12 protein-coding genes are annotated in these 14,361 nt (G+C 44.7%); 7 read left to right on the top strand and 5 right to left on the bottom strand.

Annotation, left to right across the window (positions count from 1 at the left end; genetic code table 11):
- Nucleotides 1-29 precede the first annotated feature (29 nt).
- A complete protein-coding gene (locus AC3CIA_RS08225) occupies nt 30-2,057 on the bottom strand; it encodes a sensor histidine kinase (RefSeq protein ID WP_488517943.1) in 2,028 nt (675 codons plus the stop codon).
- The gene (locus AC3CIA_RS08220; protein WP_054547745.1) at nt 2,047-3,510 is read right to left on the bottom strand and encodes a sigma-54-dependent transcriptional regulator; all 1,464 of its coding nucleotides are present in this window, start codon (nt 3,508-3,510) and stop codon (nt 2,047-2,049) included. Before AC3CIA_RS08220 ends, AC3CIA_RS08225 begins: the two co-directional genes overlap by 11 nt.
- A 303-nt stretch (nt 3,511-3,813) precedes the next feature.
- Between AC3CIA_RS08220 and AC3CIA_RS08215 the strand changes: the two genes are divergently transcribed.
- The 6 genes from AC3CIA_RS08215 to AC3CIA_RS08190 all read left to right on the top strand — a co-directional run bounded on the left by AC3CIA_RS08215 (nt 3,814) and on the right by AC3CIA_RS08190 (nt 9,165).
- Nucleotides 3,814-4,620, top strand: coding sequence for an ABC transporter substrate-binding protein (locus AC3CIA_RS08215; protein WP_017077255.1), 807 nt, complete (start codon nt 3,814-3,816; stop codon nt 4,618-4,620).
- Nucleotides 4,621-4,809: 189 nt separating this feature from the next.
- Entirely contained in the window at nt 4,810-5,508 is a 699-nt protein-coding gene (locus AC3CIA_RS08210) for an ABC transporter permease (RefSeq protein WP_017068184.1), read from the top strand.
- Nucleotides 5,509-5,518: 10 nt separating this feature from the next.
- The gene (locus tag AC3CIA_RS08205) at nt 5,519-6,238 is read left to right on the top strand and encodes an energy-coupling factor ABC transporter ATP-binding protein (RefSeq protein ID WP_004733775.1); all 720 of its coding nucleotides are present in this window, start codon (nt 5,519-5,521) and stop codon (nt 6,236-6,238) included.
- Nucleotides 6,216-6,800 (top strand): molybdenum cofactor guanylyltransferase MobA, encoded by a 585-nt coding sequence (mobA, locus tag AC3CIA_RS08200; protein WP_004733776.1) that lies wholly within the window; start codon nt 6,216-6,218, stop codon nt 6,798-6,800. The genes AC3CIA_RS08205 and mobA overlap by 23 nt, the downstream gene beginning before the upstream one ends.
- Nucleotides 6,800-8,617 carry a bifunctional molybdopterin-guanine dinucleotide biosynthesis adaptor protein MobB/molybdopterin molybdotransferase MoeA gene (locus AC3CIA_RS08195; protein WP_488517942.1) on the top strand — a complete coding sequence of 606 codons (1,818 nt, stop codon included), beginning with the start codon at nt 6,800-6,802 and terminating at the stop codon, nt 8,615-8,617. Before mobA ends, AC3CIA_RS08195 begins: the two co-directional genes overlap by 1 nt.
- Before the next feature lie 281 nt (nt 8,618-8,898).
- Complete coding sequence (locus AC3CIA_RS08190) at nt 8,899-9,165, top strand: DUF2960 family protein (protein ID WP_004733780.1); 267 nt, start codon at nt 8,899-8,901, stop codon at nt 9,163-9,165.
- 196 nt (nt 9,166-9,361) lie between these two features.
- Here the strand turns inward: AC3CIA_RS08190 and nagK are convergent, their stop codons facing one another.
- Both nagK and AC3CIA_RS08180 read right to left on the bottom strand, forming a co-directional pair.
- Nucleotides 9,362-10,270, bottom strand: coding sequence for an N-acetylglucosamine kinase (gene nagK / locus AC3CIA_RS08185; RefSeq protein WP_488517941.1), 909 nt, complete (start codon nt 10,268-10,270; stop codon nt 9,362-9,364).
- 163 nt (nt 10,271-10,433) lie between these two features.
- Nucleotides 10,434-11,180, bottom strand: a complete 747-nt coding sequence (locus AC3CIA_RS08180; RefSeq protein ID WP_081279949.1) for a tRNA-uridine aminocarboxypropyltransferase — start codon at nt 11,178-11,180, stop codon at nt 10,434-10,436.
- Between the two features lie 68 nt (nt 11,181-11,248).
- Between AC3CIA_RS08180 and AC3CIA_RS08175 the strand changes: the two genes are divergently transcribed.
- Nucleotides 11,249-12,052 carry a sterol desaturase family protein gene (locus AC3CIA_RS08175; RefSeq protein WP_488517940.1) on the top strand — a complete coding sequence of 268 codons (804 nt, stop codon included), beginning with the start codon at nt 11,249-11,251 and terminating at the stop codon, nt 12,050-12,052.
- 241 nt (nt 12,053-12,293) lie between these two features.
- On the opposite strand, the gene AC3CIA_RS08170 is transcribed toward AC3CIA_RS08175, so the two are convergent.
- On the bottom strand, nt 12,294-14,339 hold the full coding sequence (locus AC3CIA_RS08170; RefSeq protein WP_488517939.1) for a methyl-accepting chemotaxis protein: 2,046 nt from the start codon (nt 14,337-14,339) through the stop codon (nt 12,294-12,296).
- Nucleotides 14,340-14,361: the final 22 nt, after the last annotated feature.

Raw genomic sequence — 14,361 nt, 5'->3', positions numbered from 1 at the left:
TGGTTGGATTCGAGCTTAAAGCTAAAAAATTATAGGTTAGACACCAACAACTGCGGTGTGGCCTTTTGTTGAAGATAGATGCTAAAGCGACTTCCTTTGCCTACCTCAGATTCAACTCGGATCTCGCCACCCGTTTGGCTCAAGATACTTTGAGATACTGACAAACCTAAACCTGTACCGTCACGTTTGGTGGTGTAGAAAGGTGAAAAGATGCGTTTCAATTGTTCTTCTTTGATACCACACCCTTCATCTTGAACATGAACGATTGCACCATGAGACACGCCATTCTCCACCCAGTCTTCACTTGAGATAGTCAATGTGCCCTGTCCGTCCATGGCATGAATCGCGTTCATCTGTAGGTTAACCAAAATCTGCAAAAGTTGGTTTCGATTAACTTCCACAGACGTTTTAGCATGCAGTTGTGATACGTAGACAATGCCTTTCTTTTTCGCGCCTGTTTTTACGAGCGTAATACTCTCATCCACGATTGGATTAATGTGTTGCCACGTAATTTCGTCTTGTACACCGCCGTGTCGGCTGTATTGAAGCAAGCTTCGTGTGATGTTTCGGATTCGGTCAATCTGCTCCATGATGGCGTGGACTTCTTCGTCTACACGAGCGACTTCGTCACCGAGTTCAAACTTCATTAATTCGACATTGCCAAGAATCACCGCTGTCGGGTTGTTAATCTCATGGGCGATACCCGCGGTTAATTCGCCTAGCGCGGCTAACTTTTCGTTGACCACCAGCTTGTCTCGAGCTTGATTCAACAGCTTGATATGCAGTTCGAGTTCTTCGGTTTTCTCTTTCAAGCTAGCAGTACGTGAATGAACCTTACATTCGAGTTCTGAAGCGGCTTGTTGGATCTCTTGATTACGTTCGTGCAGCAAATCTAACATCTTGTCGAATTGTTTAGCGAGTAAAGTCAGCTCGTGTTGATCGTTCAAACCCAGAGTGCCGATTCGCTTGTCTTGCCCCATCTGGACTAGCTTGACGACTTTATGAATGCGTTCAATAGGATTGAAAAGATCACGCGCACCACGGTGAACGATCAAACCAGACGCCAGTAACAACAACACAATCGTAATACTGATTTCACCAAGATTGGTTAAGTACGTTTCCACCAATGGCCAAATCAGATAACCGGTATAGAGCATGCCGATGACGTTATCGAATTGGTCATGAATCGGTTGATACGCAGTGATGTACCAAGCGTCGTAAACATACGCTCGATCTAGCCACTCTTTGCCTTCATTCAATACTTTAGAATGAACCTCGTGAGAAACACGAGTACCAATTGCGCGCCCTGCGCTTTCTTCGCTGCTCAACGGTACATTAGTGCTGACACGTAGGTCATCAAGAAACACAGTAACGGTGCCAATACGACGATTGAACCCCTCGCGTTGCGGATAAATGAGATTGCTGATCTGATCAACCAACTGTGTGCTGTTATTAAGGAGGATTCCCCCATCAAGAAAACCAATTACGTGATCATTCTTGTCACGAATCGACACAACAGTGCGGCTAACTAAACCCCGAGTTTCAACGTTTTGACTATTGAGCATTGGGACTTCGGCTTGCCTGGCAAGGTTTTGGTCTAAATCGTTGAGTTCGTTTTGGCTCAATACACTAAAGAACGACTCTTTGTGTGTCATGTTGAGGTATTCAAGTTTTTTTTCCATGCTCTCGACGCTACGCCAGCGCAGGAAATCGAGTTCATAGAGAGATTTGTTTTCAGAAACCCAACGTGTGAGCTCTTCTTTCGAAATATCGCTCGTGAGTTTGATTCGGAAGTTGTAAGACTCAGCAAATGCTTGAACGTTATAGGCCTGTTGGTTCTGAATTAGATGGATACTGTTGTCGGCAACATCCAAACGCTCATCGACATCAATCAGAGCACCCTGCCACGTGTAATGTACTGACCAATACAGTGTTATAGCGACAAGCGCACACAAGGTAAGAATGATGGGGGCTGATGTTAGAAATAGCAGGCGATAACGCACCATGGTTTTGAACCGGAACGCCCACTTTGTCCACCAATGACGTCTAATCGGCATATTCTGAGCCTTCTGTGTTCCACTCTTTGTACTTACGCTCTAGTGTTTTACGCGCCACACCGAGATCTCTCGCAGCTGCAGACTTATTGCCATCATGGAAACTCACCAGTTGTTCTATGTGAGATTTTTCTACTTCTTTGAGTGTCCAAGTGTTCGGGTAACCCTCAGCAGCGTCTACATTATTCAAGTTTGGTATTTCTGCTCCATGTGACACCGTCACTGAAATGCTGGTTGGGGCTGGATCACCATTAATTTCGCGCCAATAGTGTGCTGGTGGCTTGTCTAAAAGAATGCATCTTTCGACTAGGTTCTTAAGTTCGCGAATATTTCCCGGCCATTCGTATTCATTCATTGCCAAGATATCTTCATGTGCCCAGTTTGGAACCGGCATACCCAGTTCACTTGATAGAAGACGAGTGAAGTATGGCACAAGCTCTATCAGATCAGACGGTCGTTCTCTCAATGGCACAACATCAATCTTAAGTACATTGAGTCGGTAGAACAGATCGCGACGGAAGTGGCCTTTATCGACTTCTTCTTGAAGGTTTCGGTTAGTCGCCGCCACCACACGTACGTCAACGGCAATTTCTTTCTCGCTACCGACAGGACGAATCGTACGTTGCTCTAACACACGTAACAGCGCAGCTTGCATTGGCAATGGCATTTCACCGATCTCATCAAGGAACAAGGTGCCACCGCTTGCGACTCTGAATAGACCTTCACGGTTTTTCTTCGCGCCGGTAAATGCGCCAGAGGTATGCCCGAATAGCTCACTTTCCAGAAGCTCAGGCGCAATCGCTCCACAGTTAATTGGCACGAATGGCCCTGTTCGTTTGCTAGCTTCATGTACACCACGAGCAACTAACTCTTTACCCGTACCTGACTCACCTTCTATAAGAACTGATGCTCTTGACGGTGCAAATTGACTGATCAGCAATTTAAGCTGTTTAGTCTTGTCTGAATTGCCGATCAATTCGGTCTTGATATGACGGCTAACATCGCGCTTCAACGCGTACTGCATTCTTTGATCAAGGCGCTTGTCCATACAACGCAGAACCGCTTGTATCATTTGTTCGAGGTTGAACGGCTTAAGAATAAAATCTGAAGCACCAAGCTTAAGCGCAGATATCGTCATCTCTAAATCAGCATAACCTGTCATGAAAATCACATCGGCACGTTTGTCGTTGTCGTTAAACGCCTCTTCCCACTCAATACCAGACCGACCTGGCAGGTTGATATCAAGAACAATCAGATCAAAATGCTCGCTCGAACGCAGTATTTCAGCTTCTTCAACCGACCCTGCACTCGATACCTTGCCAAAGAACTTACCCAGTGCTTTCTTTAAAATAGCTTGCATACCTATTTCATCATCCACAACCAAGACGGAAAACGCTTGATATTGAGTCAATGTGTTTGGGTTGAGGTTGGGTGCTGATGAACTAGGTAAAGACATAATGATTAGCCGGTGGAGAAAGTTGGGACAGAGTGTACCAATTAACCTTTTGTGCAACAGGGACAATGTGCGACATTTTGTCCTAGCTCATGTTTTGATTCATTTTAGAGGGCTAAATGACGCAGTTTTGTCCGAAATAACAGCAATTTAATGAGATCTGATGCATTATTTATTGGCATTAAGATTGCTTATAAGGTGTAGATTTCTAATTACAACAATTAGCGTCTTATGTACATGCCCTTTTTTGAGCCCTTTAAAACTGAAGGCATGTCATTCATTTATAACAAAATGGACATAATAATAATGAAAGCAATTCCCCTAACTATTGCAGCTCTATCTATCGTCAGTTACACGGCTAGCAGCGCGGAAGACACCACCCATATCAAATTGGCGACCACCACAAGTACCTACCACTCTGGTCTACTTGACTACTTATTACCTGAGTTCGAAAAAGATTCTGGTATCAAGGTTGATGTTCTTGCCGCGGGTACGGGTAAATCACTTCGTATGGGTGAGAATGGCGATGTAGATCTAGTGATGACTCACGCACCGAAGGCTGAAGCGAATTTCGTAGAGCAAGGTTACGGGGTTCTACCTCGCAAGCTGATGTACAACGACTTTGTCATTGTTGGTCCTCAAAGCGATCCAGCGAAGATTGAATCTCAAAAAGCAGTGACTGATGTGTTCAAAGCAATCGCGAACAATAACGTGACCTTCGTTTCTCGTGGTGACGACTCTGGTACTCATAAGAAAGAGATGGGTATTTGGGCACAAACTAAAATGGAACCAAACTTCGGTGGTTATCGCAGTGTTGGTCAAGGCATGGGCCCTACTCTGAACATGGCGTCAGAGATGCAAGGCTACACCATGACAGACCGTGGTACTTGGTTGGCTTACCAAAACAAATTGGATCTTAAAATCCTTTTCCAAGGTGACAAGAACCTGTTTAACCCTTACCAAGTGATTCTTGTTAACCCAGAACGCTACCCGAGCATCAACTACCAAGCTGCGAAAGTATTCAGTGACTGGCTGGTTAACCCTAAAGGTCAGAAATTGATTAACGACTTTAAACTGCACGGCAAACAGCTGTTTGTTGCGAGCGCAGAATAGTTGGTTGTAAGTAAAGCGTAGCGTTGAAGGTCTAGCCAAAACTAACAAGCACTACACTTAGCTAAACAGTTAACGAAACACTCTTAAAAACAATAGCTGGCCAATTCAAGCTCAAATAGTTTGTGTCAGCTATGATTAACATCAGTCATTACCGATAAAGACCTATTATCGATTCACACGAGATACTTCATGACCCTATGGCAAACAACGATTGATGCAATGAACCTACTAGTGAGTTTTGACCACGAATTGTGGAAAATCGTCGCGGTATCTTTCAGCGTATCTTTGTCCGCCATCTCATTAGTGATTGTTCCTGCAATCCTTATGGCTTTCTTATTGGCTTATACTGAGTTCCCCGGGAAGTGGGCATTGTTATCGGTGATCAACACCCTGCAAGCTATCCCAACCGTGGTTATCGGTTTGTTGATGTACATGATGCTCTCTCGTTCTGGCCCACTCGGTGATTGGGAATTACTGTTCACCCAAAAGGCGATGATCCTAGGTCAGATGCTGATCTGTTTCCCAATCCTAGTCGCGATGATGCACGGCGCTCTCCAAGCCAGTGACCGCCGAGCGGTTGAAACGGCGCGCACGCTTGGCGTATCAACGACTCGTGTGGCGTGTACGTTAATTTGGGAAACGCGCTTCCCTCTTTTAGCTGCAACTATCGCTGCCTTCTCTCGTATCGTCACTGAGGTTGGTTGTTCAATGATGGTCGGTGGCAACATTATGGGGATGACAAGAAACATCCCAACAGCTATCGCTATGGAAAGCCACAAAGGCGCATTCGCTCAAGGCGTCGCCCTCGGTATGGTGTTATTAGCATTGGCATTAGCCCTTAACTTTTTCCTTTCCAGTGTGAGAGGAAAAGGCTATTTAAGAACTTAGGAACGCTGTCATGAGTATAAAAATAACAACGCAGCAAATTTCAATGCGCTACAAAGAGCGTGTTTTGTTCCATATTCCCGAATTGTCGATCGGCCCCAACGATGCCATTTATCTCAAAGGAGATAATGGTGTGGGTAAAACGACCCTACTTAAAATATTGTCTGGATTGATTCAGCCAAGCTCTGGCCGCATTCAGTCTCCAACACAAAGCTGGCAGCAGATCTTATTCCCTAGGCTCAAGTTCAAAGACATTATCTACCTGCATCAAACCCCCTATCTTTTTGATGGTTCGGTGTACCAAAATGTCGCTTATGGCATTCGCTTTAACAAAGAGAGCCAAAAAGATAAGCGAGCTCAAATAATTAATGCGCTGAGAATGGTAGGTTTAGAAACCTTGGCAGATGAACACATTTCTGTGTTGTCTGGGGGTGAGCGTCAACGCGTTGCAATGGCACGAGCCTGGATTCTTAAGCCGTCAATCTTGCTTATGGATGAACCAAGTGCCTCTTTAGACAAAGAATCTATTGAAAGATTGGTGATAATGGCCGAAGATCTTCTTCAAAGAGGCGCGAGTTTAGTCATCACTAGTCACCAAACTAACGCGTTAACCGACTTATGTAAGAAGCAATGGTGGATCAAAGACAATACTTTGACCGAATCGCCGCTTCTGCAAGTTATTCAGAAAGATAAAGCACAAGAGAATATTTATGCTGCTTCCAACGCAAACTAGTTGGGTTATTTTGGCTGGCGGACAGGCCAGCCGCATGGGCGGAAAAGATAAAGGACTTGTTGAGCTCAACGGTTCTCCGCTTATTCAATACGTTATAAACAAGCTGTCACAGCAAGATGTCAGCATCACTATCAATGCCAACCGTAACTTAGACAGTTACCAAGCATTTGCTCCGGTTGTTTCCGATTCCTTCCCTGACTATCCAGGTCCATTGGGCGGCATTCATGCTGGCCTTAAAAACGCGAGCACAGACTGGGTCGGCTTTGTCCCTTGCGATAGCCCACAAATCAGTGACGACCTTGTTGAGCGTTTTTGTTCTGCAGTTAAAGAAGACAGTGACATTCTTGTCGCGCATGATGGCGAATTTAAGCAACCTGTATTCACCCTATTCCACAAACGTGTTCTGCCAAAGCTAGAAGCGTTTTTGGAACGTGGTGATCGTAAAATCATCTTGCTATACAAAGAATGTGTTACCGAATACGTTGATTTCAGCGATTCTCCTAACTGCTTTGTTAATCTGAACACGCCAGAAGAACTCACCCAATTCGGAACGCTTCAATAATGAAAGATTCTAAACAACGCCCTAACCTTCCTCTATTGGGCTTTGCAGCTTATAGCGGTACAGGCAAAACAACGGTACTTGAAGCTCTGCTTCCGTTATTGACTGAATCGGGTTTAAAAGTGGGTGTGTTAAAACATGCTCACCACGATTTTGATGTCGATAAGCCGGGTAAAGACAGCTACCGCTTACGTAAAGCGGGCGCGAATCAAATGTTGATCGCTTCTCGTAACCGTCACGTGATGATGACAGAAACGCCAGAAGCCGAAGCTGATTTTGATTACCTTCTGACACGTTTCGATACCAACAAGCTGGACTTGATTCTGGTAGAAGGATGCAAGAACATTGCTTTCCCTAAAATTGAATTGCACAGAGATGAAGTCGGTAAACCTTGGTTATACCCGAACGATGACAACATTATTGCCATTGCTGCAGACAGCCAAGTGGGATCCGAACTGCCACAAATGGCGATCAGTGACTTAGAAGCGATTCGTGATTTCATTATTGAATATGCTCAGTCGTTTGACGGTTCCTCGAAAATAAGCGAAACCGCTTCTTGTTCGTCTTCCAGAGACAACACGCCCGCAGTGTGTTGTGATTCGTTCTCTCCTGCTGGTTTAACCGTTACTCAAGGCCAACAAAAGATTGTTGATAGCATTGACGCGCTCGATCTCACAGAGAGTGTTGAACTATTGCAGGGCTACGGTCGTGTTTTGGCTGAAGATATAATCTCGCCAATCAATGTGCCTCAAAACACCAACTCAGCAATGGACGGCTACGCAATTCGTAGTGAAGATTTAGAACTGGATAGTTACCAACTGGTTGCTGAAGTTATGGCTGGTCACAGCTACGAGCAAACTGTTCAACAAGGTGAAGCCGTTAAGATCATGACGGGTGCACCAATGCCTGAAGGCGTTGATGTTGTTGTGATGCGCGAACAAGCCGTCCAAGATGGCGATAAGGTTAGCTTCCCAGGTGCGAAAATCTCAATTGGACAAAATGTCCGTATGGCTGGTGAAGATTTAGAAATCGGCCAACCTGTCTTTACTCGTGGTACACGCATCGAAGCACCTGAAATGGGCATGATGGCGTCGTTAGGTTTTGGTAGCTGCCCTGTTCTACGTAAGGTAAAAGTCGGTGTGTTCTCTACGGGTGATGAAGTTCAAGCACCGGGTAGCGAGCAGAAGCCGAACTCTATCTACGACTCGAACCGTTTTACGATCATCGGCATGCTTCAAAAGCTAGGTTGTGACATTGTTGACTACGGCATCATTGAAGATGACGAACAAAAGATGATGGATGTACTTCACGCTGCGTCGTTAGAGACCGATATGGTTCTGACTTCTGGTGGTGTGTCTGTCGGTGATGCTGATTACATCAAACTCGCATTAGATAAGCTGGGTGAGATTAACTTCTGGCGCATCAACATGCGTCCGGGTCGCCCTCTTGCTTACGGCAAAATTGAAGACAAACCTTTCTTCGGTTTACCGGGTAACCCAGTTGCCGTGATGGTGTCGTTCATTAACTTTGTAGAGCCAGCGATCCGTAAGCTACAAGGTCAAACCAACTGGACACCAGTTAAAGCGAACGCGGTAGCGACTGAACAATTGCGTTCACGCCAAGGTCGTACTGAGTTCAGCCGTGGTGTGTTTTCGATGAATGAATCGGGTGTGCTTGAAGTAAAAACGACGGGCAAGCAAGGTTCAGGTATCCTGCGTTCAATGAGCGAAGCAAACTGTTTAATCGAAATCTCACCAGCGGTTGATACCGTGAAAGTTGGTGAGACGGTAACGATCATTCCTCTTCAAGGGCGTGTTTAATTCAAAGCTTAATCAGCTAAGTTGACTTACCAGATCTTTAATTAACTTAGAAGTTCTTCGCCAAGACATAGATGAAGCCCCTTCTATCGAGCTTTCGATGTTATGGGGCTTTCTTTTCTGTTCGTTTTGTAAAAGACAATCTGTTCGTTCCTTTAAATGCAAAAAGCTTAAAAAGCCTTAAGCGTGAGAGCGTTAATCTTAAGATTTTTTATCATAACCTTGAGCCACGTACTGTTTTTATGTAGAGTGCGCGCAAAGTAATAATTCTATTGGAGAGCACCATGGCTCGTACCATTCTGTACACTTACAAAGACGAAGACAAAGAGTTACTGTTTTCGAAACAAGAACACCGCACGATCCAAGAAGCTGTCGCTGCAGCTGAAGGTATCGACATCACTGAGTATCTAAAAACTGAGCAACAGCTTGAGTTTATTTCTGATACTAAAGCGGTTCGTAACTACCAAGACAACTATTTCCGTAAGCTAGGCTTCACTAAGCTTACGTTGAAGCAAAAAGACAACCTTGGTGTTGGTAAAAAGAAGAAGTAAGTCCTCTGGCTTCTTTTTCTCCATCTGTAGTTTCTAGCTTTTCGTTTTCACTTGAAAACTAAGAAGTTAAGAAGTTAAGAGCTAAAGAAACGGAAACACCGAACAATAAAAAATGCCGCAACCTCTTTTGAGATTGCGGCATTTTTATTTATGCTTTTAACTATCTAACCTTAATTAGCTTAACGGTAAGTAATGATTACTTAATGTTAAGGAATGCTGCGCCACGAACGCCGCCTGAATCACCGTGCTTCGCTTTGATGATCTTTGGACATTTCGCTACAGACAATAGGTATTTAGGAACACGCTTTGGCATCTCTTCGTAGATAAGTTCGAAGTTTGAAAGTCCACCACCCAGTGCTACAACATGCGGGTCAAGTGCAGTAAATAGGTTTGCGAAACAGATAGCCAATAGCTCCATGAAACGGTCAACGTGCTCAGCTGCTTTTGCTTCGCCTTCGTTGTACGCTTGGATGATTTCAATCGCTTTCTTTTTCTCACCGAAGTAGTGCTCATAAATCAGTTCAAAGCCGCGACCAGATAGGTAGCTGTCTAAACAACCTTTCTTGCCACAACCACAGCCTAGTAACGGTGCGTTGTCGCCAAGGTGGAACCATGCATCAATAGGAAGACGCATATGGCCGAGCTCGCCAGCAACGTGGTTACGTCCTGAGAATACTTTGCCATCAAAAACCAAACCACCACCAAAACCAGTACCTAGAATTAGGCCAGCTACTGATGGTTCATCTTTCAATTCATCATCCCACGCTTCAGACAGCGCAAAACAGTTCGCATCGTTCTCGATTTTAACACTACGACCAATCAGCGCTTCTAAGTCTTTGCGTAATGGCTTACCTGTTGAAGCCGGTACGTTAACAACAAGCATAGTGCCGTCGTCCGCATCTTCCATACCAGGAAGACCAAGGCCAATTTTGCCTTCGCAAGAGAATTCGCTGTCGTATTTTTTAACTAAACCAGCAATCGTATCAAGCAGTAATTGATAATCGTCTGTTGGTGTTGGAACACGTTCTGTTGCTACTCGCTCAAGTTTCTCATTGAATGCACCAAACTCAATTTTTGTGCCGCCAACATCGAAGCCGTAATACATGAAATCTCTCCAATTTTTCCCTAAATTAGGGCAAATAAAATTTTTAAATTAAACAACTAAAGAGCATTATCCATAACACTCCCCCTACAAACCGTGATAGATAACAAACTTATCTCGTGATCGAGTCTGTTTGAACAACAAGTCAGCACAAAGCGGTTAAAGGTTAGAGTGACGTCTCACTTTTGGTGTGCTCTATGAAAGCGTTCAGGCTTGGTTTGGTCGGATCGGACTTATAACGCGTCTTACTTAGCATGTAGCTTTCACGAAATGCTTCAAACCATAGTTGTAAAGTCTTCGCGCCCTGCTCTTCACCCGCTTGTTTTAATACTAAGCTCGCGACTTCGGCAGTAGAAAGGTGTTGTTCGTTGTCTGACTTACGCATCATGTATTGAGAAACCGATTCAGGCTCAATCGACAGCACAGGTAAGTCTTGCAGATACTCTGAACGACGGAAGATACGTCGCGCTTCGCGCCAGCTGCCATCAATGAAAATCAGCAATAGTGTTTTGTTTGGGTCACGCATTTGTGGCAGATCTTGAACCACGCGTGTTTTGTCGTCGGTATAGTCTTCAGGGAATACGATCACGGGTTGGTATTTGTCATCTTTGAGGACTTCCAACATCTCTTGATTTGGCTCAGTACGGTGCCAAAGGTAGGCGTAGCTGTCCTTAACCGTGTCGACAATGAGTCGCCCTGTATTACTTGGTTTCAAGATTTCGTTATCTGACAAGATCAACATGGTGGCGACGTTCGTATCTATGTTTGGTTGATGCTCACAGATACAGCTGTCTTGTTTGATTTTGCAATACTCACATCGAACCACTTTACAACCGCGTGCATTAAACGGCTTAGTAGCAATGGATAAACGATGTTGATATAAACGGTGAAAAGCGTGGATTCTCATGGACAATAACGATAACTCTAGAAAAGTGGCACGATTGTACTTACAGTGTCCTTAGAATGATAGAAGGAATTCCCATGCAAGACCCATCACTGCTTCGCCTTGTTTGTTTTATTGTCGTTTTTGGATTGTGTGCGCTTTGGGAATACCGTTTTCCGCGTAAAACACTGACTCAAAGCAAATGGTTTCGTTGGGGGAATAACTTTGCGTTGGTTGTTTTGAACAGCTTTCTATTAGCCACTCTGATTCCTATCGCAGCATTCCAAGCGGCGGTTATCGCACAAGAAAACCAATGGGGTCTGTTCAATACCCTGTCACTTCCGAAAGAACTCACTATTTTGGTCTGCGTATTACTGTTAGATTGCGCCATTTACCTGCAGCACTTGGTGTTTCACCGTGTTCCTTGGTTATGGAAGTTACATCGAGTTCACCATGCGGACCTAGATATCGATGTCACAACCGGAACGCGCTTTCATCCTATTGAGATGATTCTATCAATGCTCATCAAAGTGAGTTTGGTAATCGCACTTGGTGTCCCTGTCATTGCGGTCGTGATATTTGAAATTGTTCTTAATGCGAGTGCGATGTTTAACCACAGCAATGCACGTCTTCCGCTATGGATTGATACGCGATTGAGAAAAGTGATTGTGACCCCAGACATGCACCGCGTTCATCACTCGGTCATTGTGAAAGAAACCCACTCAAACTTCGGCTTCTTTTTATCTGTGTGGGACATCTGGTTTAAGACTTACCGCGCTCAGCCAAAGCTTGGCCACGATAAGGTTCAGATTGGCGTTCCAGAGATTCAAGATGGTAAAGAACAACGGTTAGATCTGATGCTTCGTCAGCCATTTACTCAATTCCCGACGACGAAAAACTAGGTTTGAATTCGTTTGAGGCTCAAGCTTATCTTGAGACCAAACTTATCTTAATAACGAAGTTAGCTTAAATACAAACTTAGCTGAATGCCAAAACAAAACGCCCTTAGATTCTTGTGAGAATTTAAGGGCGCCTCTGTATCGATAGTCGTTATAAGCGTAGTTAGTGATTAAGTGCTGCTAGTGCTTAAACTCTTGCGCACAATAACTTAACTCTCACGCTCGTTTATTTCAGCACGCTCGTTTACCTCAGCACGTACTTGTGAAGCATAGCTTGTTGGTGTCCTGCTATCTCACCAACTTGCTCTGAGCTTTCAATCATAGATTCAAGTTGCAGCTTAGTATTCTCACCCTGCTCAGACACACGAGTAATTGAATGCGTGACATCAACAGTCGCACGGGCTTGTTGTTCGGTTGCCACCATGATTTGCTCAACACGGCCTTTGATCTGGCTAACCGCGAATTCGATTTTCTCGAAGGCCTGCTTTACATCGCCACTGGTTTCCAGTGCATTCGCCATTTCGCTTCTCGATTCCGTTACAGAAGCACGTGAGCGATCAGCTGCCGCCACCAATTCGTTCATCATATTACGAATATTAGTAGTTTGCTGGGAGGTACCACTCGCCAGTTTTCGTACTTCATCGGCAACCACTGCAAACCCGCGGCCTTGATCTCCTGCTCGCGCTGCTTCTATTGCGGCATTCAATGCGAGTAAATTGGTGTTTTCAGCAATACCACTGATCACGTCGACCATTTCACGAATCTGTTTAACGCGAATATCCAAGTCCGTCATCGATTCTTGATTCAGGCTAAGAGATTGCTCGAGTGCTTGTAATCGCTTCTGATTAAGGCCGACCACTTGGCTACCATTGACTGATTCGTCTTCTGCTATCTGCGCGTCGTCATTCGATGCGTTCGAGATACGAGCAATCTCACCAATGGATGCTTCAAGTTCTGTAATTGTGGTGATCATATTCTGTAGCGATTCGTTCTGCTCGTTCAAGCTTGAATTGGTTTGCTCTGCGGCGTCATGGCTTACTTCAGCGGTTTGATAGAGCGTTTCACAGTTACGCGTTACTAAACGAACCGAATCCGCGGTGGAATCAACGACCGTATTTAGCTTCGAAGTAATAACCTGCAGCTCTAGCGGCCCGAGTAGTTCACTTTGTTTAGAGAAATCATGATCTGCGAGCGAACTCAGTTGTTGAGTAATATTTTTAAGCCCTTTATTCATCCAACGGCGTAACACGAACCATGAGATCACAATGATAACGGCAATCACTAGCCCACTGATAAACAACACACGATCGATGTTGGTGATGGTTTGATTTACAACCAGTTCACTTTCATCAATCAGGTGGGAAGCGGTAGAAGACAAATGATTCAATGTGCTGATGACGGTATTCGCTAGGGTGATGACTTGCGTTAAGTTTTGCTCTTGCTGCTGAACCAGTTCGAGTTTCAAGAGGATTTGTTTGATTATCCCTTGCTCGGTGAAGCCTTCTTTCACCATTTCGTAAGGCGCCGTCAAGCTTGCGAATTCAGCGATGTCTGGGTGCCAATCGGCAAAATCGCTGTAAGCCAAGTTAAGGCCTGCGATTCGGTTTCTCAATTGACGGTATTCGTCTTGTGCTTTATCAATGTCAGATTGCATCATCAACATCAGGAAGGTGTTCGCCATAGCAGACGCACTGGATGTAAATCGGTTCGCTGCATCGCTCGCTTCTGGGTTGTCTTCAACCAAGAATGAGCTGATTCGGTTCATTTCAGGTCCGATCGAGCCAACGCCATAACGAAACTCGCCCATTTTACTGTCGATTAGGTTTTGCTTACTTTGAATCTCAATCTGTGCCAGCAGTACCGTATTAGTCATGGTTTGCAGTTGCGCCATATCATCAATAAGGTTTTGTTGTTGCTCTAAAGAGATCGCATCAGGAAAAGATTGGGAGATAAAAAGGAGTTCCTCAAGCGTGGTATTACTCTCTGTTGCGAGTTGGTCAATTGAAACCCTTGTCGAATTCAGCGCATCTAAGTCGGTTGACTGGGTGCTATAAGTGAGAAGTTTCACTTGCTCTAATACGCTTTGCGTTAATTCGGCGTTGTGCAAGGCAAGGGGTAATGCTTGTTCTGAAAGTGCGTCAAAATGTCCCCCGACCCGTTCAACTCCCCGAATGCTAACCATTGATAAAAAACTAACGAGTAAAAGTATGGAAATAAATACAGCAGTGACGGTTTGAATGAGCGAAAATGTATAACGTGAGGGTTTTATTGATAAATTTGTGTCGGGCATGTGAAATCCAGTTTGACTACGA

The organism is Vibrio sp. QJM3NY_27 (genome assembly GCF_057785955.1).
Note: the sequence above shows the minus strand (reverse complement) of the source record. Positions and strands in the feature narration are given on the sequence as shown.